Below are 25,738 nucleotides of genomic sequence, written 5' to 3'. Positions count from 1 at the left end.
GTTATTTACTGAATAGTGATAAGCTTTTGGCACTTCTCAAGAATTAATGAGGGTTTATTTCACGACAGTATATGGGATAAACGTTCCTATCACGTTGCGATAAAATTTAAACGGAAAGGTAATTTGTCAGTCTTATTTAGTGCATTACAACTCTGTCAAATTTTCCATAAATTGGTTGATTGAATTTTAATATTAGTTCGTATCAAATTCATGTTGTAATATATTTGCATAAATTCCGAAAGTCAAATTGAAATAATACCAGCAGATCCGTTTCCAATCGTGTCTATAATTATGTATTTGTTGTAAGTGATTTTTTTGCTCTTAATTTCTTTTCTGGGGCTCAAAATTTTAGTGTAACTTTACGTACTCATTCTCTAGCTAATTTATAGTTATTTAATTCCATATGTTGCAGCCTATAACTATAATAATAAGTAATTCCAGCTACATATAATATTACTGTATGATTTTAGTTAATACTTAAGATATAGACTGTTACTAAATATTTTTATTTCTGATATAACGTATAATATGGTATAAATGTTATTTTCCAGATAGCTATACTTATAGCAGTATAAAAGTCAGTAATAATCAAAATAATTACGGGATTAGAAGATGCTATTAGCAGTGAGTGATAAAATGGAGTATAACAATTACACAAACCCACCCATTATAGCCTGGAAATTAAATGAAATTTAAAGGTTCCACATAAGAAACTTTATAAACTAAAATGTATAATGCATATAATATATGTATTACACAATAGTTAGAGAGTTGTTATTGCATGATTCACAGGTGGATTTATATAATATGAGTGTTACATGTGTATAGTAAATTTAAGGTGATAAAACACGAAAAATATTAATGTTATTGATATTTTTTCCGGTGCCGGCGGGCTTTCCGAAGGTTTTTATAACGCAAAGGAGTTTAATTTCATTTCACAGGTCGAGATGGATAAATACGCTTCAGCAACTCTAAGAACAAGAGCTCTGTACCATGCACTCCACGAGAATAATAAAGATGATATTTATTATGAATATGTTGGAAATAAAACAACAGTGGATAGTTTATCTGAGAGCGTAAAAGACATCAATGTTCCAGAAATTATAAATAAAGAAATTACGGAAGAAAATCAGGAAATAATAGCAGATGAAATTACAGATAAGATGAAATTAAAGGGAATACATAAAGTAGATGTTATGATAGGGGGCCCACCCTGCCAGACCTATTCTGTTATAAGGCGTTTTGATTCTAAAATGCAAGGAAGAAACTGGAAAGATGATCCAAGAAATTACCTCTTTAAAAGATATGTTTACTTTTTACAAAAATTTAGCCCCGATATTTTTGTATTTGAAAATGTGCCGGGTATTAAATCCGCAAATGGTGGAGAGTTCCTGCATAATTTTGTCACCATGGTAAATAAAGCAGGATACAATATTACCGAAAAAATTCTTAATGCTAAGGATTTCATGGTTCTCCAGCAGAGAAAGAGAGAAATAATTATAGGCTGGAAAAAAGGATATAAACTCGATTATCCTGAATTCGAAACTGTTGAACATAATTATAATGTAGGTGAACTTTTAAACGATCTGCCAGGACTTGAACCGGGGCAGGGAGATTATCTTCAGGAATATAAATCAGGTGCTTCAGATTATCTGGAAAAAACCGGTATTAGAAAACATAATGATATTTTGATACAGCATAAAGCAAGATATCACAATGAAAGGGACAGGAGAATATATAGATATGTTATAAACGAGTGGAATACGAATCACAGGCATATTAAATACGGGGAGCTTCCAGCAGAGTTGAGGCCCTATGAAAATACAGGAACCTTTTCTGATAAATTCAAGGTTGTAGCGTCAGATCTTAATTATTCCCAGACAATAACGGCGCATCTTTCCAGGGACGGGCATTATTACATTCACCCGGATATAGAACAGGCACGTTCAATTACAGTAAGGGAAGCAGCTCGGCTGCAGTCATTTCCTGATAATTTTAAATTTGAAGGGCCCGTTAGTGCACAGTACAGACAGATAGGAAATGCTGTACCGCCAATAATGGCGAAATCCATAGCTTTGAAAATAAAAAAAATGCTTGATGAAATATGATGGAGATAAATAAGAAGGAGGAAAGTGACATTTCGTTCAGGATCAGGAATATTATACTTGCATGGGGAGAGAAAAACATGAGGAACTTTCCATGGAGGCATACCGGAGATCCATATAAAATTTTAATTGCCGAGATCATGCTTCACAGGACAAGAGCGGAGCAAGTGAACCGTATTTATGACAGTTTCATAATGAAATATCCCGATATATATGCCATAGTAGATGCTGGTCCGCATGCATTAAAAAATGATCTGAAATCTCTAGGTTTATCATATAGAGGTGATATGCTTTATAGACTAGCTGCCCAGATTATTGAAAAATATGATGGCAATATTCCGGACAACATTAATGACCTTGCATCTCTACCCGGAATAGGCGACTATGCAGCCTCAGCTGTAATGTGTTCTGCGTATAAGTCTCCAGCACCATTTCTGGATACCAACACGGTGAGAATAATAAGCAGGGTGTATGGCATCAAGCCTACAGATTCCTCAAGAAGAAGTAAGGAATTTAAAATGATAATGAACAGTATTATTGACTCATCTGACACAAGGAAGCTAATGTTTTCCATGCTAGATTTTGCTGCGATAGTTTGTACACATCACACACCAGAATGCAGTGTGTGTGGATTAAATAGAGACTGCATTTTCCACAAAGAGATGAAATAAAATGAGAGAAAAATTAATAGAAGATATGATAAAGGAGGTTTACGGCCCAAGATATGGGGCAGAGGAAGAAATGGATGAGGAAGAAAATGTGCTAAAAGAATATATCACTGGGATACTAATACCATCTTCGTATGTTGGACATTCCAATGACCCGGATTCAGAATCACATGATACTGTAACAGATGGTACAGAAGATAATGATTCAGATGATGATAAGGCAGTTCCAATTTCCTCGGAACTGAATGCGAAATTAAGGATCAAATCAGCAGGTATTTCTTTCAATGTTCCTGAAGGAGAAGCATCATTTAGAATATGTATAACATGGGGTAGATATCATAAAAAAGATAAAATGTGGAAAAGAACGCCATACCAGTTCTTATCCCAAATCGAGATAAATGATACAGGGAAATTTATTTCTATTTATAAAGGCGATGACGGGCATATAGACCTTTATATGCGTAAAGTATCCCCTGGAAATCACATAAACAGTATTATCGCAATAGTAATAAACAATCTCAATATTGAATCAGATGCAAATAATAACAAGTTAACAGCAGCAAGTATATTCCAGCTGTCCATAAGGGTGAATCGGTTAGATAAAAAAATTAGTGTATCATTACCTACGGAAAATAACTCTGAAGATCTTTTAAATTTTTTATACAGAAATAAAAGTGCTAGGGCAAGGGGATTTATGTGTTCTGCTGTATGGAAAGATATTGAATATCCTGAAAGTATTCAAAATTTTATATGGCCCGATGGCTTATATTTCTATGGGCAGAATAGTGCTACATATGAGGAATTTAAAGCCCCGGATTTCAGAACCGATTTTATACCTCTTTATGCTGACCCATCACCAGAGTTGAACTGGGATAAGAAATATGAGGAAGAACCTGTTTTATCAGCATATAAACTGTCTGAAATGTGGGATATAGAACAGATAAACAGATATCTAAATCCGCTCGTTAGAGCTTATAAAAAATGGGTTGATGAAAACAGAAAGATTGCTGATAATATAAATACTGGCCTTACATCAGAACTTATTAGCAGGCAGGAAACCTTTATCCGCAGGGTGGAAGATGGAATAAATGCTCTAAAAATAAATAGTGATGTTAGACTGGCATTCTGTTTTTCAATGCGTGTATTATGGTTACAGTATAAATGGAGGAATGGAACCGACAATTTTAAATTAAGACCTTTTCAGCTCGCATTTTTACTTATTAATATTGATCCGTTGAATGATAGCAAATCCAGTTACAGGGATGCTCTGGATCTTCTGTGGATTCCCACGGGAGGTGGAAAAACTGAAGCTTACCTGTCTGTAATGGCGTTTGATATGGCATTAAGAAGAATTAAAGGAATAAGAAGCGGAGAAACCGGCGGTGGAACTGCCGTTATAACCCGGTATACTTTACGTCTTCTTACTATACAGCAATTTGCAAGAACAATGAAAATGGTGACTGCCGCCGAGTATCTAAGAGTTATGAAAAGTGGTAATTTTACAGGGTGGAGACCCGAAAAATGTGAGCTTAAGAATGATTTTCTATATGGCTCTATTAGATTTTCTGCAGGGATATGGGTTGGTGGTTCAATGTCTCCCAATTCATTGGATGATGCTATAAAAGCTCTAACCGGCAAGGATGAACAAAATTTGGGTGACCCTGCTCAGGTTATAAGATGCCCGGCATGTGGTTCATGGCTTTCCATTCCACCTGCTGGCTTACCGCCGGGAAATAACACACTTTATTTTGTGTTTAACTACAGGGGGACAACTGAAGAGCTGTATAATATAATACAAAATATAGATACTAAAGTAGACAATTCAATCAATATAATCAGTAAAAGCATAATAAATTCAAATCATAACTCAAACTATTTTACATTAAAAATGTCAGTACATTCCACTATAAAACTGAAACCACAGATTGTGGATTATGTCTGGGATATGATCAGTGATAAAAATACATGTATGAAAATTGCATCTTTCCGGGCTTCCAGATCGGGTTATTTTGGGTTGCAAAAGGAAGTTCGAAGAAAAAAATCCCGGAATGGAGAACCCACATACTATGACTTTGAAATATATTGTACCAACCCTTCATGTGCTCTTAATAATAATGTATTTCATATAGAGGGGGTACCTCCGATAAATACCGGGGAAAATATACTGCCGGATAAGTATATGGAGAAAAAAACTGAAATCGAGGCGTTTAAAGAACATTCAAGAATACCTGTGCCGGCTTATACGGTAGACGAGCAGATATATCGTAAATGCCCTACTATTCTAATAAGTACAGTTGATAAAATAGCAAGATTAGCGTTTGAACCCGCAGCATCCTCTATATTTGGAAATATAAGATATTATAATAAATATTATGGGTATTATTTCAATGAGCATCAATTCGATAACTCCCCCAAATCAGTAATGAGCAGTTCAATTAAAATTGACAGACCTTTCGCACCGCCTGAACTTATAGTCCAGGATGAATTACACTTATTAACCGGTGCATTAGGCAGCATGTTCGGACTATATGAATCCGTAATTGAAGGGCTTATTGAAGTAAATGGAGATGGTACAAAACCAAGATATATAGCATCGACAGCCACAATTAAGGATGCAGATAATCAGATAAAGCAACTCTTTAATCGTGGAGTGTCAATTTTTCCACCATACGGTATGGATATCTCAGATAATTTCTTCAGCAGACGGATTGAAAATAGTTTAATCTGGAATGAGGAAAATCCTGGCCGTATTTATATGGGAATATATTCTCCGGGAATGGGACCTTTAACACCACTGATTAGAATCTGGGCACAGCTCCTCAAAACGAGGAATAATAATTACAATGATAAAAATTTAAAATACTACCAGACAATAGTTGGTTATTTTAATGCTATTCGTGAACTTGGCGGTGGGACTTCAATTTACCGCGAAGATATCCTAGAACGTCTGGATACTATAACAAACCACGAAGGGGCATTTGATCCTAACAATACGATAGAACTATCAAGTAGAATAAATTCCACAGATATACCTCCCATGCTTGATGAACTGGAAAAAGGTATAGAGAAGTCACCAGAGGATAATCCTGATGCTATATTTACAACTTCCATGTTTGGAACCGGGGTAGATATTTCACATCTATCACTGATGATTGTAAATGGCCAGCCAAAGACAACTTCGCAGTATATACAGGCTACCGGGAGAACTGGTAGGTCACACGGCGGTCTTGTAGTTACATTTCTCCATGCAGGTAAACCAAGAGATCTGAGCCATTACGAGATGTTCACTACATACCACAGCAGAACATATACAGAAGTAGAACCTCCATCTGTATTGCCATTTGCAGAAGGCACACTGAGCAGAGTTCTGGGACCTGTAATGGTTTCATTTTTGAGGAATCTATATGATTCCCATGTTGACTGGTATAAAAAAGACGGCGGTTGTGAAGTTATAAAAGAACAGGCTGTAAACGATATTGAAATATTTAAAAATATCATGGTTACGCGTTGTAAATCAATTACAGGAATAGATATATCTGAGCGTATAAATCGCACTGAAAATATATGGAAAGATGTGGCGGAGCAAATTCAGAAGAAAAATGGAAAGCTATCGTTTGTGGAATATCCCCCATATACAGGCGAATTACATAAAAATGTTGTTCTGGGCGATCCTGCCCATAAGCATAATCACAATTTATATGTAGTGTATCAAAACGCTCCACAGTCCTTAAGAGAGGTAGAAGAAACAATACGTTTTGAGGTGATATAGCATGAAAATTTATACACAGGAAATTAGAAGGTCACAGCTTGTCCTTACGTATGGGCCTGGAGCTATCATAGAAAGTATATATGGCCCGCGATTAATCAAATCAACTATTAACGGTATGCAAGGACAATTCTCAGAGGGAAATCTCGAGAAATATGAGATAGATAATGATAGATTATGCACCGGAATACAGAGTATTGTTAACGGGTATCAGTCCAGAAAAATTATAGGAGGTAACTTTCCAAAAGATACTGATAATGTACATATATTTTCACCTATATCGAATATTGAACTCGAGGGTCGTTTATCCCAAAAGGCACGTTACTCTACACTGGAATTTCCGGAATGGAAAATATGTTATGGAAAAATGCCGGATAAAAAACATGATGACCCTGTACTCTTTAATAGTAAAAATTCAAAAAAATGCCCTGTGTGCCAGAATACTTATACGTCAAGTGTAAGGTTCCTTATGGCATGCAGAAGGGGCCATCTTGATAATGTTAAATGGAAATGGATAGTACATAAAAATAGTTCGATTAAGGAGTGTAATCCAGATTATTATGTCTGGAAAGCAGGTGGAGTATCACTAGCCAGTATAGCTATCAGGTGCCCAGAATGCCAATCCGAGGTTACTATGAATGATGTTTATAACACAAGGTTTGATTGTACCGGAAAATATCCTGAAAGTCCTGAAAACTCCGGCGAAAAGGGGTGTGACGAATATATGCATGTGATGCAGCGACAAGCATCATCACTTTACCTTCCTTTGACTATTATGCTGGTAAAAATACCGGAATACGATTCTGGTATAAATAGCCTGTTTAACAATACAAGGATTTTCCTGACAGCAAATCCCCTGATAAAAAAATGGAAAAATAATGATGATATTATTCAAATCCTGGATGAACTCCACGATTCTTTTAATGCTAATGGGATATTAGAAGAGACTTACATAATATTTAAAAATTATCTGATGGAATATGGAATTGAAAAGTTAAAATCTTCTTTAGAAAAATTTAATAATACAAGAAAGATGAATTTTATTGATTTCATAGATCAAGAATTTGATTCGTTACTACAGGGACCCCGTAATTGTGAGAACTTTGTTATGGGTAAACATGAAATAATTAAGAGTATTGATAGTTTCCCCGCACTTAATGTTTATCCTGTTAATCGTTTAAAGACTACTACTGTGCAGATTGGTTATACCAGAAAGGTGCCAACTGATAAAAAGAATAAAAAAGATAAAAACCAGGAATACCAGGAACTGGATCCTATTGTATCATCCGCTTCAGCTATTAGAAGCGATAATCACGATGGTAATGATTACTGGTATCAGGGATTCGAGGGTGTAGGTGAAGGAATTTTTATAACGTTTTCAGAAGGTGAATTTTCCGGTTTGAAAAAGAGGAAAGCCTATAATGAGTGGTACTCAACCTTTTCGAAAGGGGATGTAAAAAACACCATGTCCGGGAACACTTCTGTTACACATCCATTATATGTATGGCTTCATACGTTATCCCACGCAATAATAAATGTATTATCGCTTTACTCCGGTTATTCATCAGCATCGATGAGGGAGAGAATTTACATAGATAGGAACCAGAAAAATGGGGGCATTCTGATTTATACATCTACCCCCGGTGAGGATGCAGGTATGGGTGGGCTTTCCGGTCTGGTGACGCAGGAAAAACTACAACAGATACTGGTAAAAGCAAAGGAACGGATTGATATATGTTCCAACGATCCACTCTGCCTGGATGTAAGCAAGGGCAGTAAAAGCCAGAACGGTGCTGCATGTTATAGCTGTATTTTAATATCAGAAACTTCATGTGAACAGCGCAATATGTTTCTAGATAGGCATTTAATTACAGGTGACTAACCTATGGCCAGTAATGAAAGAGTATATTACCATAAATTTATAACATGTCCTGATTGCCATGAACCACATAACAGCGATGAGGTTCATAAGAGCGGTTTACCGCTTGTACGTAAGGGTGATGGTAATACTTTTATATGTTCATCATGTAAATCAATTTTCACCGATTCAATAAACTTTGTAAATAATGAATTTTCAGATTATACCGGCACAGTAAAAATGGTAAATAATGGAAAGTCTGAAGAGTATTTATCGAAATTTCCACTTATATGGAAAGTAGAACCTAACATCATCGAAAATAACTACTTAAAATGGATAAAAACAATTGATCGTGGTAAGTTCCTTATTACGTGGCCATGGAAGAGGGTAAAATTTCTTCCTTTGCTGGTATCAGAATACTACTTAGACAGTGATAGGCGAAATGGAAACGTAGTAGTTATTTATAATCCCATGGAACAGGCTGAAAATGAAATTAATGAACCGGACATGTATGAAACATTCAAACATATTCTATACGTTGACGGACCCCTAGATGTAATGGATAGTAGAATACTGGAAGAATACAAAAAATTTGATAAGAAATCTATATTCATAAAGAAAGCTGTAACACATTACAGGATTAAAGAGGTGGGGAGAGGCATTACCCGTGATGAAATATGTACTGATAGCTTCAGGTCATGTATAAATCAAATCACTAGGTTTATAAACACAAATTATGGTAACAAATATATAAGGAGTATCTTACAGAATAAACTGAATAAAAAGAAAGTTTATAGATCGGTAAATGAAAATGGAACTATGGATCTAATTTTTGAAGAAAGATTGCAGAGATATGGGAAACTTAATTACAGGAAAGAGTGGATATGGGATGTACTGACAAATTACAGGAAGATCAAAGTTTTAAAAACTGTAATTCCAAATATACAGGTAAAATCTGAAGATGATAAAATACCGGACTCTAACAGAACATTATTTATGATACCATCGACCCTGGAACTTTCAAATATTTATGAATACATTGATAAAATTAACCCTTCATTTCTAATAATTGAAGACGTTGATTATTTTATAAAAGACCTCTATTCCTATTATACAGATACAGAATACATACTTAACTATGTGAAAAGGAGTAATATACCTTTAATTATGATGTTCTCCACCGATCCTTCGATAAGGAATATTTATACAATTAATTCTCAGAATACCGGAATCACAGATAAATATGGTATAACAGTTCATACCTGGGATTCAGAACTGCTACTGGCTAAAATAGCTGCAAAAAACAGTGTTACAGACAATTATCCATCTCCTGTTTCCTCATTATTTGTTCCACCAGATGAATCCACCCGTATACCAGACGTCGAATATATAAGGATAAAAGAACTTGACAATTTAGATGAGTTAATATCAATATTTGGATCATTTAACATTGATGAAAATGTGAAATCTGACGTGCTGAGATACCTGAAGATGCTTAAAATGTCAACTCTGAAATTAAAAGGTGATTATCTAAATAATGATGTTTTCACATTCAAGGGCCAAGATGAAATTACCTATGATATTTTAAAGAATATCCTGAGTCAAAATGTATCTGTTGAAGAGTACGATCGTCTAATAAAAATATTTAATTCCATATATATGGATTCTGAATTAAGTATCAGCCCCATTATGAACCAGATTAATAGATATATAGAAGATATAGCAATGAAGGCTCCTGATGTATTTATTACAATAGTTACATATCATACTAAAGGAACGAAAGAACTCCTGGAGACTCACGGAGTGAAAAATGAGATAGATATATGCTCATGGGAGAATTTGAATAAACATGAGAAATCTCCTCAGGGAAATTCTGAACATTATGTGATTTCTACTTTACCCCCTTCATTGAGATATTCATTATATCTGGGGAATATAACTAAACTGATATTCATTGGGAGTGAAGAGAATATAGAACTTATACAAAGAAATGTGGATACCCGGCTATCTATTAGTAAATCAAAACCATTGTACAAACCTGACGATAGTGACAATTATCCCGATCTATTGAAAAATATTATGGAAGATGTGAGTATACCATCAAATGAGGTAATTGGCAGAGTGCTAGATTTTGAGATTGATACCGATACATATAATAATAACGTCAGTAAATCTTACGTAAATTATTCTTATTTAAAAAAAGGAGAAAAAGCCTATCTTATTATAAATGAGGCAGGAATTGGCATGTTAATACCGGAAGATGCCCAGCTAACTATAAGTAAAAATGGAGTTCCGGACTTTCTGGACATAGGGGAAATTCAGAAAAAAAATCTTAAGGATAAAATGGAAGGTAAAGAGATATTTATAGATTCAAGGGGCATAAGTATATCAATTAAAGATATCTTTACAAAATTCATGCTTGAATATAAAGGCATAATACGATTCAGGTCTGAGCGTTATCAGTGGAATGGGTTTATTGAGTTATACAATTCAAGCACCCTCTGGAGGAGAATGATTGAAGAAGCTGTGGAGCTATGTAAGGGAAAAAATAACAGTCATATAGACTGTGATGACTTTATTTCTGAATATCTTGCAAAACTGGGATTGACTGCAGGGAATCAGGATTACATAAAGAGCTGGTGGACAAAGTATTATAATATTTCTGCAGGTGGGAAAGAATATAAAGCATACAATATAGAGCATCCAAAAAGTATGGAGGACTTAGTAAAAATCTGTAGAGGATTGAACGAAATATATCCCTACCTTAAATTGGAAATTAAAGATTTGGAGGAAAGCTACGTGTCAGCAAGAACAATACAGAAAATAAGAAAAGATCTAAGGGATTACATAGGTGGAGACAGTAAAGATGCAAGATACGATTTCTTACCAATGTACGAATCAATAAAAAAGCGTATACTGCCACTATTTGCGAGTTTTCCGACATTCAGGATAAAAATAATATATCCAGTGGAAATAATATATGATACTGCACCATTTAAAATTATGGAAAGAATACAGTATGAGGAAATATGCAGAGTTATTAACCGGGCATAAATAATTTATATGAAGTGAATAGTAATCTTTACTTCAATTCATTATTTTCCTTTGAGAAAAAATATATGTTAAGTTGCACTTAAATATTTTTATTCAAAAAGAAAAGTATCTTCCTCAAGCTATAGAATCTATCCATTAATGATAATGTCATTGAAGATTTCTACAGATATTTGAAAGAGATAATTTGCTCTATTGATTATATTTGTTAACTCTCCCAATGATGAATTCCAATAAACCAACCTATTTCTGTATTCTCTTGCATTCTTAAATATGATAATATGTCATAGGTGATCAAAGCCCGGAAACTCAAATAAATTATACAGGAGCTAGTTTTCAATGGGATTAATGACAATATTGGAGGGATGATAACATATGCCTATTAATTATACAATACTTATATTTGATGGATTTTATAATAATGTTTTATTTTAAATTTAATATTAAAAATGAGGGGTTATTATTATAATTCTATAACATATTTCTTTCTATAGCTTATGGTTCTACACATTAAAGTCTAGAAAAACAATTTTCCCAGGCAAAATCAAATTCCTAAATTCACGCGCCTAAAAGAAACGTTGGAAATAACCACATACGCATGGTGGGAAAGTATACCGGTCAACGCTTCAATATTCTAATAGAAAAATTCTTGATTGCATACATGATAATATTCCATTCTGAAATCAGTCCGGGCACTGTCATGGCTCGTGTTAAGCATCAAATTAAAGATTACCGGCTTAGCGATAATTTAATAAGAGCCCGTGTCAATACTTACTTATGAATCCAGACATCAATCTTACAGATGAACAGGAAAAGGCAATAGCGCATAAATCCGGTAGATTAAGGGTAATCGCCTGTCCCGGCTCTGGAAAAACCGAGGTTATTGCTAGAAGAGTTGCCAAGCTCATCAAAGATGGTGAGAAACCCGAAGGAATTGTAGCAATCACATTCACCGAGAAGGCTGCAGAAGAACTCAAAACAAGGATAAGGAAGATACTTGATGTGGAATGCCCGGAAAGGGCAGATTTCGGTGACATGTTTACCGGAACAATTCATGGCTTTGCACTGGATATTCTACGTGAGTTAGATCCCTATTACCGTACCTTTGACGTTCTCGAAGATGCGAGGAGAGTTGCGTACGTCTCAAAGAGTCAGAATTACTATAGAAGGATCGGTCTGGTTAGACTGGAAAATGCATATGGACTCAAGTACTACAATGTAATCAGCCAATTTCTAAAGAGTGTCGATATAATGCTAATGGAGCAGATCGATCCCGGTAATCTAACTAATAAGGAATTCGCTAAATGCTTTGCGGATTACATGGATTCACTGAAGGAAGATCGCTATTTTGATTTTGCCACAATATTATACAATCTGGTATATGAGCTAAAAAATAATCCCGAAAAGATAAATCTCATCACTCACCGGGTCAGACACATAATTGTAGATGAGTTTCAGGACGTCGATAAGCTTCAAAACACACTTTTGGAACTCCTGTCACCGGTAACCGAATCTATATGTGTTGTCGGTGATGATGATCAGGGAATATACCACTGGCGCGGAACTGATGTAGGCCTGATTATGAACTTCAGCAATCCAGAAAACTCCGCAAAGTGTACGGATGTGGCTTTAAACACAAATTTCAGGAGCACCCGTGCGGTGGTGGAACTTTCCAGGCAATTCATCGAGAATAACGGTTCGCGTCTTCCGAAGGGAATGACAGAGAATCCTGGTTTAAAGAGGAAATACGAGGAAGGAGATATCCAGTCCTGCGAATTTGAAAATGAGAAAGACGAGCTGGATTTTATAGTATCAAAGATAGGAGAACTCGTTGGCACAGATTTTCTGGACAGAAACAATAAACCATTTTCCCTTTCTCTAAGTGACTTTGCTGTTCTGACCCGTACCAATAAATGGGCGAAAAAAATTATTGACCGCCTTGATCGTGAGGGTATACCATCTGTGGCATACAGTGGTGAAAGTATATTTGAGCGGCCGGAGGTGGAATTTGCACTGCACTCCATAGCTTATACATTCGAATGTAAAATACGTTACGGGAAAGGGAATTACCGTGTTCCTGATTTGAGTGAACTGTCCGGAATGTACAGCAGGATATTTACTATAGACCATTTTCCACGAGCGGACACCGGAATATTTTCGAGAAACATTGCTGCTCTAAGGAAGGAAGCGGAGGATATTCTCTCAAAGGGAACAAAGGATTATCTTGGAGACCTTGGTCTTCAGGGATTTTATCACCGTATACTGCAGGCTATGGGCGCAGACAGGTTCGATTTTGGTGAAAAATATAACTACAATCTTGCCTGCCTTAGCAGGGCGATTTCAGATTATGAATCTGTATGGATCAGACTCAGAGCTTCTGAGGTAAAGTGGTTCTTCACCTTCATGGGTGTATACGGAAAGTCAGAATACACAGACCCCCAGCATCAGGACCCCTCTATTATAAATGCCGTAAAAATACTTACAATCCATAAAGCCAAAGGGCTTGAATTTCCTGTCGTTTTCGTCCCGGATTTTATAAAGCCGAACCATAGAACACCTGACAGGAATTTTGTGGACAATGTGCTTTACGATTCAGAGAGGTATACAGGTACTGATGAAGATGAAAGGCGTGTTTATTACACTGCCTTTACCAGGTCGGAGAAATACCTCTTTATGACATGGTCGAGATTCCCGGAAGGTGGCGTGCGTCCAAGAAAACACCACCCATTCCTTGAAGAATTGCCGGAAAAATATATTTCCGGACCTATGCAATTAAAGAAGTCACGGAGTGGATATCCTGATAGGCGGACGGCCACTGGAGAATATTCTACCTCATACAGTGAACTAACAAGCTACCTGAGATGTCCGAATGATTTTCTCCTCAGAAATGTCTATGGATACAATGCGGGAGTGCCCGCTGGATTCGGCTACGGGACAAATATACATAACGTGCTGAATATGATTCATAGAGATTATATCAGAAATGAAAAGGTCCCGGACATGGACGAAGTTGTAGCAATGGTAGATAGAATGTTTCACCTTAGATATGCCACTGATGCCATGTCAGATAATATGAAGAAGGCAGCTGAGAGGGTTGTCAGGAGTTATGTCGCAGAACATAGTAAGGATTTTTCCAGAATTCTTGAGACAGAGAAAAGATTTGAGTTTGTTCTCGGGGAAGCACTCATAGCAGGGCAGATTGACCTCCTGAAAAAGACTAACCCTGATGGTAGCCTCAAAGAGGTTGAAATAATTGACTTTAAAACAGAAAAAATTGATGGCGTATATTCGGCTGATTACGACAGGCAGCTTAGATACTATGCTTTAGCCTGTCTTAAATCTCTCAACCTCAAACCCCAGAAGGCTATTGTCCACCATCTGGACGATGACAGTATTACCCAGGTAGATATTTCTGATGTGGAACTTACGAAGACGGTAGCAGAAGTCGGAAAAACTGTCGACAATATACTGAAAAAGAAATTCCCCCCAAGTCCAGAGAGCAAAAAATGTGATGGATGTGATTATAGAAAACTGTGTTCATACCGGAGCTGATAACGCCAGGACTCGTTAATTGCTATAACTCCATAAATTAATTAACTCAGGTCTTATTATTTAGCAATTGATTGTATCTCTATCAATACTCCTGTTGACGTATGCGGTTCTTCAATTAACTTTAATGTTATTATTCAGGAATGTTTTTTTAATTGTTCTCTATAAGCTTGAATAAATCTGTTAAAATGGTAGAATAATTCAAATCATCGAATACATAAATTTTTATTCATAACACACATATTTATTACATGATTGTTGAATGTAAGCCACACAGAGCGGAATTAGAATGGGCCGTATTTCTATTTAATACGATGGGTGAGGATAACTCGTATTTTGTGGATTTGTGGAAAGTACAGGAATTATATAAGATACAAGAAGAAAATAAAGTGAAGATGAAACCGGGAAAAGCTGTAGTTGATTTCTTGAACCATTGGAGTATGAGGGCAACAAAGAAGCCAATTGCAACAGCAATTGATAAGTGGTATAACGGTAATGGAGTGGCTGAAAAATTAAAGCTTCTACCGGAGACCCTTACAGGAAAAGATTTAAATGATGAGTTGGAGGAAAATGTAACTTACCTATACACGGCTCTCGATGGGCTTACGGGTATTGGTGAACCCACGGAAGCCGAACATGATGACTCACAGTTAAAACAGAAGCACCATTATACAGTTATACGTGACACAGGTGCTTCAAAGATACTTCATATACTCAAGCCTGGATTTTTTGTTATGTGGGATAACCCTATACGTCAACATTATATGGGTAATTGTAAGGGATCAGGAGCATATTTTTTCTTCCTGAAGAAAATGCAGGAGAAAGCTAAGTGCCTTCGGAATCAAAATAGTAACATTTTTAAGGAACTCCTCCTGAACATAAAGGAGCCACTGGAAACAAATCTGAAAAATGTTATTTCTAGAAACGGAAGTAAGCAAGAGATATTAAATTTTATGAAAGAAAATCAACTCAAAGAAATACCAAATAATGGTGAATTAACAGAGAATACTGTAACAGCAATAATATCTAAATTCATCGAGGACAGATACAATAATGACGGATACATTGATGCTAAATTCCTTGATGAATACAACTGGATAGTGCATACCAAGAACATTAAGTTACCTCCAGCGTGGCATCCTTCGGACTATAAGGCATAGACGTGACAATAAATGAAATTTCCGCGGTTTGATCAACGAAATTAACGATATTTCTCGACAGCTTAGAGAATTCTTATAATGTACCACGTCATTCTGCAAATAAAGGAGAGTTAGACCCTGGTACTTCTCCAGATATGTTCAAGATGGAAAGGAGGATGCATATCCTACCTTCAATTAATCTTCACGGATCACACCCTCCTTTATGACTACCTTTATTTTTATAATAGTTATACTAAGTGGAATTGCATTTTCTGATCACATAAATATACGTTTCACTTAGTTTTAAAAACATATCTGTTGAAGTTTCTTTTTTCAAAAAATCATTTTCCGTATTAAAAATTTCTTCAATGTATTTTTCAGCAAGGCAATATTCCTTTATTCTGAGCGAAGCGAAGATGAGGTTTAACAACAGCGACACTCTGATAGGTGTGGTATTACTTTTCAGTACTTTCTTATTTTCTGTAAGTACATAATTAGAGGTATTTTTTATTAAGTTTAAGGATGCCATGTATTCCCCCGTAAATTGGTCTCTTTTAGAAAACATTTCATTCAGAATTATAATCGCATCATTACGTCTCCCATTGAAGGCGAGCGCTTCTGCATATCTAATTTTTAATAGAGCAAGAACGAATAGATCCTGCTGTGAATCAAGATTCCTGTCGGCATCTTCAGTGAAGGCTAGCATCTCACTATATTTTCCAGCTTCTCTTAAAAGCGCACTGAATTCTAGGGCCATTTCCACTGCCAACTCGAAGTCATTGTTCTGTGCAATTAATTTGTTCATCAGAAAGATTGCAATATCGCTGAAACCATAATGCATTAAGGAATCTGTTGCTTGCATCAAAAGATGTATAACCATGGAATTTTCTATTCCTGAATTTTTCAAGATTTCCATGGTTTTTTCAATATCAGCTTTACTAACCACAAGCTGCGGCTTTGCAGCAAATATGGAAGCGCGTTTACTATTGTCTTTTCTCATAAACCATGATATTTCACTGATTGCATTGATGTGTTCATACAACATTAAGAAATAGGGAGAAATCGAATCTATCTCACCTTCTAGGGCTATATAATTTGCACTAACTTTTATGTCTCCCTCAAATGACGATAAAGTATGAGTCATGATTTCGCGCAAATGCATTATATCCTCCCATTTTTCAGGAAATATTTGCATAAAGGATGCTGTCATTGAAATATTTAATATGTCATCTGTAGTTTCAGGATTGTTTTTTAATTCATCTTCCCACATTTTTTTGCCCTGTTTCAGAGATGGGTCTATCTTATCATACCTCATAGTAAAAGCTGTTGTATAATTTATTTTCCGTTCATCATCTTCCCCATGTCCCTTTTTAACTACAAGTTCATTTAATTCTTCGTTTAACATTCTCCTTGAGTGCCGTGGGGTATAATCACCCTCCTTATTCTTAATATGGAATGGTTCAAGTGATTCTTCTGATTCGATGTCTATCATGCCAGAAAGTTGGATTGTGTTGAATTCCCCGATACAGAGGTCCCTGAGAATTGCCTTTAATGTAAACTTCCGCTTGCTTTCAAAATTAGTGCTTTTATGTGCTTCTGCAAATATATATCTGAAGAAAGCAGGGTCTTGGCTTCTTCTTCTCTGGAAAAGTAAATGGTCCAGTTGATACTGGAAATCGTATTTTATGGGCTCACTGAGCCGTTCCTTGTTATACAGAATAGCTGTCCTGTTAATCCCGAAGGTTATCATATTCCTAAGCTTCTCTTCTTTCGTTTCATTATTCATTATTTACCACCACCACAAAATTATAGTGTTCAGGAGGAGATATTACAACGGGACGCGTATCTTTCATGCAAAACGCTCTCAATTTTAATACACCATCCTTCCTACTTTTTACATAACAGTGTGTTGTAACTCCATCATATTCTGTAAGTTTTTCCATTCTATCACCTTTTTATATACAAATTTATATTAACTATTCTTATGTATTTTTATTTTACACATACTTAATTCTAATTTTAACACATTTTACTTATATGCTATTTATATTGTAATCCTATCTGCTTAAATAATTTATTTTTTGTTGATTAACTACACTATTTCTTTTATTCTTCCTTATTATTAAAGACGGCATCAATAATTAAATTCTGGATATTATACCAATATGAAAATAAAAAAATTATAAATTTTACCCATGCTCTGTATGTTTACTTCCCTCTTGATTTGTGGTAAGCAGAGTTGTTAGGGTTCATCTGGTTTGATTTGTTGTCGCCTGCGGCTTTATTGTCTGAACTTGTTGGGTTATGGACATTAGACCGTTGGTCATTTGATTTTTTTTCAGTTGCCATTTCATTCACCTCCTGCTTATATATCTGTTGTTAATAAATAAAGAAAGCGGACATTTCTTTCATCCTCCTTGAAACATTATTTTTCTATAAAAATTTTCAAAAAGAGCCCTTTTATGAACCCAAAGTTCTTTGAGTATCATTGCTTTATAACTCGAATGCTTTTTCTGTACATTTCATATATTCTTATGTTTTTTATCAACTTTTAATTAGAAATAATAAAATATTTTTAAATTTAAGTCATATTTTTTAAACATAAGGCGATATAATTATTAACCTTTGACCAAGTTAAATAATTGATTTTCGAGGTTATTCATATAATTTTTATAATCTTTATCTACACCTAGGTCATAAAGTATATCAATACCAGCATTTACATATTCTTCCGCTATGGTATAGTATTTGAGTGGATTTGAAATTATATTAAAATCACCGGTTTCTTTAATTGCTATGGCCTTTATCAAAGCTTTTTCAGATTCATTTAGATAAACGACTCTTAGATCAAACTCCGCCCTACTCTCAATTGGATATTTTATACTTGCCTGGAAACCAGTTACAAGTGCTAACATAAACAAATCCTTATTACCTAATTTATTGCCTGCTTTTTTAAATATACTATCTGTATTATGTAATAATTGATCTTCTTTACTTTTATATTTTTTATCTATATATAGCAATACAGGCTCTGTATTTTCAGTCAACTCTTATCACCTCTGTATACGCACCATTAATGAATTCATTATAAATTAATTTAAAAATACCTGAACATTTGTCTTCTATTTTATTTCTAAATTTATCAGTAAATTCACTTTCAGTAACTAATAGTATCAACTGTGTGCCTGTAAATATATTATCAAATATATTTGCAATATTCTCCTTAACATTTGGGTCAAGCCTTCCTAACAAAGTATCTGCAATTATAGGCACATCTATTTCGGTTATATCATTTAATGCTGCGATAAATGACAAGGCTAAAGACTCCCGTTCCCCGGCACTTAATGTACCAAGAGATTCCTCATCATTTATATCTTTCACTGAAAAACTATAATTATCACTTATGTGTACTTCTTTAAATGTCTGTTGTTTTTCTATAATTTCTAGAAATATTTCATTTGTCGTTTTCTCAATTTGTTTCTTCATATTATTTGTTATATTATCTTTTGATAATTTCACTGCATCTATAATTTTATTTATAAAATTTATCTCCTTTCTATAGCCTTCTGTTTCCTTGTTGCTTTTTAAAGCTTCAGTATACTCTTTCTGTTTAATCGGTAACTGCTTGTTAAATTGATTAATAGCGCTATTAATCTCACCTATCTTTATATCGCCGTTCTCTATTTCTTCGTCGTAATCCTTTAGTTCCTTCTGCCAAATTTTTATTTGCTCATTATCATATCCATCAATTTCATTTTGTATTTTCTCCATGCTCTTAGAAGTACTGTTAAATTTATCCTCCAGTTTCGCATCCTTATCGTGTAAGTTTTGTATAGTATTTCTGAAACTATTTACATGAGAATCAAAATCTTTTAATGTATGATATAAAACTGAAAGGCTATCACTATTATTTGTTTCCTCATTTGTATTGTTATATAGTTGAGTTAATAAATTCTTACTATCTACATCGAGGTCTCTACCGCATATACACACATTTTTATCAAGAATATTGGTTAAAAAATCTTTTTTATACATAGGGGGAATTTCACCCTTATCAATTTTGTTGGAGAGATCTTCAGTAATTTCCTTTGACTCTTTCATGGTGATTATGTAAGGGTCTTCCTTTATTAATGTTGAATATAATTCAATTTCAATCCCATCCCTATCCTTTTTAATATTTTTAAGTTCATTTTTATATGCGTCTATTAATTCTTCTTTATCTGATATACTTGGTATGCCCTGTAGCTGTTTTCTAAGATTGTCTCTATTATTTTTAGCATCCTGTATATCATGTTTTTGTTTTTCTAATGATCTGGTTTGTTCATCAATACCTTGATTAATTTGCTCTATTTCGGTATCTATTTTATTAGTACTTATTATATTTTTATTCCTTACCCTGTATTTAATATCTGTCAACACCGCTTTGATATGTGTATTTACCTTATCCAGCAATTCAATATTTGATAAATTATATACCTCTTTTTTAATTTTTTCATTATCATTTTGAAAATACTCTTCAAGCATTTCTCCATCAAATAAGAAATAATGCATAATTGATTCCGGGAAATGTTTTTCGATAAAATTTTCGGCATCTAAAATTGGTTGATACTCCCTGCTATCCTCCGATTTGTATAATACATAAAATTGAGGTCTGTTATTAGTATTATTGAGAGCTCTGACAATTTCAAATTTATTTTTTTGTTTATCTGTCATTATAATGGAAACTCTTATTTCATTTTCATTGTCGTTCTTAGCAATATTGTTTATTAAAGATAGCCCTATGTTCTTCGATGTGTTTGATTCTTTTCCATAAAGACACCAGGCAATTGCATTTAAAAATGTTGTTTTACCTTTGCCATTATCACCTATTATTATAGCTATATTTTTATTATTAGCACTATTGAAATCAATATTAACATTTTTATATAACCTGAAGTTTTTTATTATTATGTTATTGATGTACATCTTCCTCACCATCTATATACTTTTCAATCAACCCGTTATACATCGACGTAACCCTTGGTTTTTCATTATCCCTGAATTCATATTCTAAACTCAAAGCATCCTTTAAAAAATTCTTTATGTTACTATCACAGTCTAATTTATCTATTTCTTCATCTATCCTTGTCAAAATACTAAATTGAATTTTGTTCATTATATCATCCCCAACTCTTTTTTTACTGCATGTAACTTATTCCAGCATTCTAAACGATTATCAGCATTTGAAATAAATTCTGTATATCTTGATAATTCTTTCTCGAATAATTTGTACTCAATGTTTTTATACTCTATTAAAGCACTTTTTACGGGCTTTACAATTATATCATATATATACGCATGGTCTTTATTTTTGTCTCTTCTCAAAATTCTACCCATTCGTTGGTACCATTCCCTCAAATTACCGCTGCTTGACATCAATATTGCATTTTTAATTGATGGTACATCAACACCCTCATCAAGGCATTTCATTGCAACGAGAGTGCTGTAAGCACCTTCCGAAAATTTATGTAATATAAAATCTCTTTCACTTAAACCATTATATTTCTTATCTGGTTTAGTTCCTTCAATCATTGTGAATTTATGATTTATTATATTTTTTTCTGATAATAAATTCTGAACCTCATCAATTTGCTGAGGAGAACAATAAATTAAAGTATTACTTGTATTATAAGATTTTATAAAATTATCCATTATAATGTTTAAGATATTATATTTATTGGTGGCGTTTTTTAAAATATTTTGTCTTTTGAACAGTAACCTTTCTTTCACATCCTGAAATTCTTTCACGTTGTATATTTTTACTAATTTCTTGGTTATTTCTATATATTTTTCCCCCTCGTCAGGAGTTAAATCAATAAAATAGGGAATATAGTCATAATGCACAATAAATGATTTATTCGTATCTGGATTTATATGTTCTAGAGCCTCTTTTAAAGAAAATGTATAAACTATGCCAGAGAAATAATTTAAAATAAATTCTGTTCCCTCCTCATCAAAATATCTTTGAGGAGTAGCACTTAATCCAAGTCTATATTGAAACATTTCAGATAATCCCAATCTATGTTGTGCGGAACCAATATCATGGACTTCGTCAACTATAAGGAATTTTGGATAATCACTACTGCTTAGTATATTCAAAAATTCATTATTTGCTAAAGTATTATGTGTTGTCAATATTATTAAGATCTTGGAACTATACCTTAATTTAATAATTTCTTGACCCAATTTCTCTTTCCATTTAGTTATATTGGTATTAAATATACTAGTCAATCCGACATTATTGAGGCTTTTCTGCCATTGAGTTAATAAATGTACATAGGGACATGCTATAACGATTAGTAATTTCTCATTGGTTTGTATTAATTCATTTATACATAGAATTGATGTATAAGTTTTTCCAGTACCAGTGGCCATTTCAAAAATTCCATTCATATTATGATTTTTCCACTTATTAACGGCATCTTGTTGATAATCCCTTATCTCCATTTTTGATGCCAATGAATTTTCCATTATACTATTAATACTTTATTATATAGATCTTTTTCTATATCCCTAAATATTTTTTTCTTAAAATAAAAATTGATTTTCTTATTAAACAACCTCCTTTTTGGGCTCTATGCCTGTTTAATTTAGGAACTTGGTTTCACCATTTGACGAGTTAAAAGTAGATTAAAACATATGCATTTAAAAATAAAAATAGAGAATATAGATACATTGTACCGGGAATTAGTTAGCATTATATTTAATTATTAAATGTATTGCATACTACGGATTTGGCCAATAATTTTATAAATATGATAAAATTCAGGTATTATTAATCCGTTTTATATTTACAAATTTCTAGGTATTCACATCTGTCACAGAACTTAGATTTTTTACCTTTGAACTCCCCATTTTTCAAAGAGTTTATTAGACCTTCCGTTCTTTTCTTATTTTCGCTTATTATGTTATCATCTATTTCTTGTTCATTCTTTTCATTGGTTTTTATGGAAATGGTAGAAACCTTTGTAACATGATAACCCTGACTTCTTAAACCTTCAGCATATAATAGTATCTGCATATCTGCCTCCTCTTTTGTAACAACATCTTCCGAAGTCTTGTAATCTCTAATTTCCGCATTACCGTGTTTATCAATTATTACATCGATTTTACCATCTATAATTGCATTTTCTACCGGAAATTCTATCCTTGATTCTACTTCGCTGATTTTATTATTTTTTAGGTAAGTATCAAAAATCAGCTTTATTTTTTTATTTATGTCCTTCTTTTGATTGTCTAGAAACTGTGTTGATGCGAATGGCAAAAAGAATTTAGTATTTACAACATTTTCGATGTAATGTTCGTCGATTTGTTTGTTATTTATTATTGCTTCCGATAAGCATTGTAAAATGTAATGTAAAGCTTCGCCATATCCCATAAAGGGACTTACTCCCTGTGTATATCCCCACTCTTTAGATAATTTATAATGATATGGACACCTTTTATAATCAATCAAGGATGTGACCGGAATAGAAAAAACATCGGTTGAATTGAAATTATCTTCGGTTTCAATTTCAATATCTTCTACTGGCTCATATTTATCTATTATCCTCATAAACTCGCTTTCGCTCGTTTTTCTCCCTGTAGGATACGCGGAGAAATTGCTCATTAAACAATAATTTTTCGCTCTTGTGACAGCAACATAAAATAACCGGTACTCGCTATCAAGGCTTGTTTCATATCTACTATACTCGTACAATGATTGATCTATCATTAAATTAGACTTAAAATGAGTTAACGACGGAAATCTTTTATTTATTATAGACGGTAAAAAAACAGTTTGCCATTCTAGACCTTTAGATTGATGTATCGTACTCACTGTGACAACGTTATCTTTAGAAAGGTCTTCAATTTTCGCCTCCTGGTAAGAATGATTTGCATAGGTGTTTATAAACCAGCATAAATCTTTCATTTCCTTTTGAATGTTTTTGTTTCCCCCTCCATAACGCACAGATTGCTCATAATCACCTAAAACCTTTGTGAATCTACCTATATTAGCTAATATAGCATTGTCAAGATCATTGTCCTGATCCAATGCCGAATAATCAAACCGCTTCAAAACATCCTGGTATAATACCCTGTAATCACCATATGAATTTAGGCTAGATTTTATGTGGTTTAAGTCGTCTTTAATATTATTATTTAATTTATTAACTGTGGTTTCCCAGTTTTCTATTGCTTTCTCTAACAACTCGTTGTCTGTTAATTTATACCTGCCAACATACCAGAAACCGTCATCTGCAAACCAGCAAAATATCTGTGCAAGTGCTAAAACTTCTCCCCTCTTGAATAATCCTGCATTGCCAGCAACCAGATAAGGAATTTTTTGTTTTTTAAATTCATCTATTATCAGGTCTCCTGAAGTATTTACACTCCGCAATAATACGGCAAATTTTGAATATTTTTTATCTTTCTTTATTTCACATTTTATTTTATTTGCGATACCTTCCGCTTCTCTAGAAGCGTTTTCATATTCAGTTGCAATTACATCACCTGATTTTTCTCTTACCGGCACCATATCAGGATATCCGGGGTTATCTGGAAATTGCTTAACTATTGTATTGGAAATATTGACAATGCTTTTTGTGCTTCTTCTATTTTCATTTAATGTGAATTCTTCAGCGTTTGAAAAATCGTTGCTGAACTCTTCAAAATATTTATAATTAGAACCTCTCCATTCATATATACTCTGTCTTGGGTCGCCCACGGCAAATATGCTTGCATTTTCTCCTATTTGTTTAATTAAATCGTACTGTACTTTATTAATATCCTGGTATTCATCGACCAGGAGATACTTTATATTACTTATTTTTTCTTTATTATCCTTAATTTTGTTCACAGCAAAGTAAATGAGTTGTGAAAACGAAATAATTTTATTTTTATTCATACTATTTTCATATCTATCTAATATTTTTATAAAATTAGGATTTAGTTCATTAATGTTGTCTCTTGGTATCTCCTCGCCATAATATATATCAAGTGTTTTCTGAAAATTGATACATTTATCTGAATAGGTTGAACCTTCTACTTGTTTAAGGCCGTAAGTATATCCATTTTGTAATATATACGCCATTTCCTGGTTCTGATCAACTGTTTTATACATACCGTAGTCAAAGTGCTCCTGCAATAATCTTAAACAAAATGAGTGAATAGTTCCTATATACATATTCAATATACTCGAAGTGTTAAATTGAGGAGCTATTTCCTGTATTCTCTTTAATACCCTATTTTTCATCTCTTTAGCGGCTTTATCGGTGAATGTGAATGCTACTATAGATTCTGGAGGTGCATCCGTGTTTAACAGCAAATTTACTATTCTTCTGGTTAACACCTCTGTTTTCCCTGCACCTGCTCCTGCTAAAATCTTTATATATCTAGATGAGGAATTAACAGGTTTTATTTGCTCATTTGAGAGTTTAAAGGGTTTTTCAAATAAATTATACATTGATGTGTAAATATTAGTATATACTTAAATTTTTGGCCAGTAAATGATACATTCAAGAAATATTTAAGTGTGAATATTTTTATTTTATTCGTAAATAGAAATGGTTTCGATATAGTAA

15 protein-coding genes are annotated in these 25,738 nt (G+C 33.8%); 7 read left to right on the top strand and 8 right to left on the bottom strand.

Annotation, left to right across the window (positions count from 1 at the left end; translation table 11 throughout):
• Positions 1-857: 857 nt before the first annotated feature.
• From FACI_RS00110 to FACI_RS00080, 7 genes are all read left to right on the top strand, one after another.
• The gene (locus tag FACI_RS00110; protein WP_048074008.1) at positions 858-2,108 is read left to right on the top strand and encodes a DNA cytosine methyltransferase; all 1,251 of its coding nucleotides are present in this window, start codon (positions 858-860) and stop codon (positions 2,106-2,108) included.
• Complete coding sequence (locus FACI_RS00105) at positions 2,108-2,776, top strand: HhH-GPD family protein (RefSeq protein WP_187288950.1); 669 nt, start codon at positions 2,108-2,110, stop codon at positions 2,774-2,776. The genes FACI_RS00110 and FACI_RS00105 overlap by 1 nt, the downstream gene beginning before the upstream one ends.
• A 1-nt stretch (position 2,777) precedes the next feature.
• Entirely contained in the window at positions 2,778-6,542 is a 3,765-nt protein-coding gene (drmA, locus tag FACI_RS00100) for a DISARM system helicase DrmA (protein WP_009886037.1), read from the top strand.
• A gap of 1 nt (position 6,543) precedes the next feature.
• A complete protein-coding gene (gene drmB / locus FACI_RS00095; RefSeq protein WP_009886036.1) occupies positions 6,544-8,421 on the top strand; it encodes a DUF1998 domain-containing protein in 1,878 nt (625 codons plus the stop codon).
• 3 nt (positions 8,422-8,424) lie between these two features.
• The gene (locus tag FACI_RS00090; protein WP_009886035.1) at positions 8,425-11,451 is read left to right on the top strand and encodes a hypothetical protein; all 3,027 of its coding nucleotides are present in this window, start codon (positions 8,425-8,427) and stop codon (positions 11,449-11,451) included.
• Between the two features lie 774 nt (positions 11,452-12,225).
• Positions 12,226-15,000 (top strand): ATP-dependent helicase, encoded by a 2,775-nt coding sequence (locus FACI_RS00085; protein ID WP_009886034.1) that lies wholly within the window; start codon positions 12,226-12,228, stop codon positions 14,998-15,000.
• Positions 15,001-15,248: 248 nt separating this feature from the next.
• Positions 15,249-16,157, top strand: a complete 909-nt coding sequence (locus FACI_RS00080; RefSeq protein WP_009886033.1) for a hypothetical protein — start codon at positions 15,249-15,251, stop codon at positions 16,155-16,157.
• Positions 16,158-16,389: 232 nt separating this feature from the next.
• Here the strand turns inward: FACI_RS00080 and FACI_RS00075 are convergent, their stop codons facing one another.
• From FACI_RS00075 to FACI_RS00050, 8 genes are all read right to left on the bottom strand, one after another.
• The gene (locus FACI_RS00075; protein ID WP_009886032.1) at positions 16,390-17,922 is read right to left on the bottom strand and encodes a hypothetical protein; all 1,533 of its coding nucleotides are present in this window, start codon (positions 17,920-17,922) and stop codon (positions 16,390-16,392) included.
• Positions 17,915-18,079: a hypothetical protein gene (locus FACI_RS10165; RefSeq protein WP_009886031.1), complete on the bottom strand. Its 165-nt coding sequence runs from the start codon at positions 18,077-18,079 to the stop codon at positions 17,915-17,917. Before FACI_RS10165 ends, FACI_RS00075 begins: the two co-directional genes overlap by 8 nt.
• Before the next feature lie 265 nt (positions 18,080-18,344).
• The gene (locus tag FACI_RS10160; RefSeq protein WP_009886030.1) at positions 18,345-18,485 is read right to left on the bottom strand and encodes a hypothetical protein; all 141 of its coding nucleotides are present in this window, start codon (positions 18,483-18,485) and stop codon (positions 18,345-18,347) included.
• 269 nt (positions 18,486-18,754) lie between these two features.
• A complete protein-coding gene (locus FACI_RS00070) occupies positions 18,755-19,183 on the bottom strand; it encodes a hypothetical protein (RefSeq protein ID WP_009886029.1) in 429 nt (142 codons plus the stop codon).
• The gene (locus tag FACI_RS00065) at positions 19,176-21,101 is read right to left on the bottom strand and encodes an AAA family ATPase (RefSeq protein WP_009886028.1); all 1,926 of its coding nucleotides are present in this window, start codon (positions 21,099-21,101) and stop codon (positions 19,176-19,178) included. Before FACI_RS00065 ends, FACI_RS00070 begins: the two co-directional genes overlap by 8 nt.
• On the bottom strand, positions 21,088-21,267 hold the full coding sequence (locus tag FACI_RS00060) for a hypothetical protein (RefSeq protein WP_148285699.1): 180 nt from the start codon (positions 21,265-21,267) through the stop codon (positions 21,088-21,090). Before FACI_RS00060 ends, FACI_RS00065 begins: the two co-directional genes overlap by 14 nt.
• A 23-nt stretch (positions 21,268-21,290) precedes the next feature.
• Complete coding sequence (locus FACI_RS00055; RefSeq protein WP_009886026.1) at positions 21,291-22,646, bottom strand: DEAD/DEAH box helicase family protein; 1,356 nt, start codon at positions 22,644-22,646, stop codon at positions 21,291-21,293.
• Positions 22,647-22,950: 304 nt separating this feature from the next.
• Entirely contained in the window at positions 22,951-25,620 is a 2,670-nt protein-coding gene (locus FACI_RS00050; protein WP_009886025.1) for an ATP-dependent DNA helicase, read from the bottom strand.
• Positions 25,621-25,738 lie beyond the last annotated feature (118 nt).

It is taken from the genome of Ferroplasma acidarmanus Fer1 (assembly GCF_000152265.2).
Classification (GTDB): domain Archaea; phylum Thermoplasmatota; class Thermoplasmata; order Thermoplasmatales; family Thermoplasmataceae; genus Ferroplasma; species Ferroplasma acidiphilum.
The sequence above is the reverse complement of the archived record's forward strand: the minus strand, read 5'-3'. Positions and strand labels throughout refer to the sequence as shown.

What these genes read in the sequence shown, in the direction of transcription:
- FACI_RS00105 (WP_187288950.1), top strand. Translation starts at nt 2,108, where the DNA reads ATGGAGATAAATAAGAAGGAGGAAAGTGACATTTCGTTCAGGATCAGG.
- drmA (WP_009886037.1), top strand. Translation starts at nt 2,778, where the DNA reads ATGAGAGAAAAATTAATAGAAGATATGATAAAGGAGGTTTACGGCCCA.
- drmB (WP_009886036.1), top strand. Translation starts at nt 6,544, where the DNA reads ATGAAAATTTATACACAGGAAATTAGAAGGTCACAGCTTGTCCTTACG.
- FACI_RS00090 (WP_009886035.1), top strand. Translation starts at nt 8,425, where the DNA reads ATGGCCAGTAATGAAAGAGTATATTACCATAAATTTATAACATGTCCT.
- FACI_RS00085 (WP_009886034.1), top strand. Translation starts at nt 12,226, where the DNA reads ATGAATCCAGACATCAATCTTACAGATGAACAGGAAAAGGCAATAGCG.
- FACI_RS00080 (WP_009886033.1), top strand. Translation starts at nt 15,249, where the DNA reads ATGATTGTTGAATGTAAGCCACACAGAGCGGAATTAGAATGGGCCGTA.
- FACI_RS00075 (WP_009886032.1), bottom strand. Translation starts at nt 17,922, where the DNA reads ATGAATAATGAAACGAAAGAAGAGAAGCTTAGGAATATGATAACCTTC.
- FACI_RS10165 (WP_009886031.1), bottom strand. Translation starts at nt 18,079, where the DNA reads ATGGAAAAACTTACAGAATATGATGGAGTTACAACACACTGTTATGTA.
- FACI_RS10160 (WP_009886030.1), bottom strand. Translation starts at nt 18,485, where the DNA reads ATGGCAACTGAAAAAAAATCAAATGACCAACGGTCTAATGTCCATAAC.
- FACI_RS00065 (WP_009886028.1), bottom strand. Translation starts at nt 21,101, where the DNA reads ATGTACATCAATAACATAATAATAAAAAACTTCAGGTTATATAAAAAT.
- FACI_RS00055 (WP_009886026.1), bottom strand. Translation starts at nt 22,646, where the DNA reads ATGGAAAATTCATTGGCATCAAAAATGGAGATAAGGGATTATCAACAA.
- FACI_RS00050 (WP_009886025.1), bottom strand. Translation starts at nt 25,620, where the DNA reads ATGTATAATTTATTTGAAAAACCCTTTAAACTCTCAAATGAGCAAATA.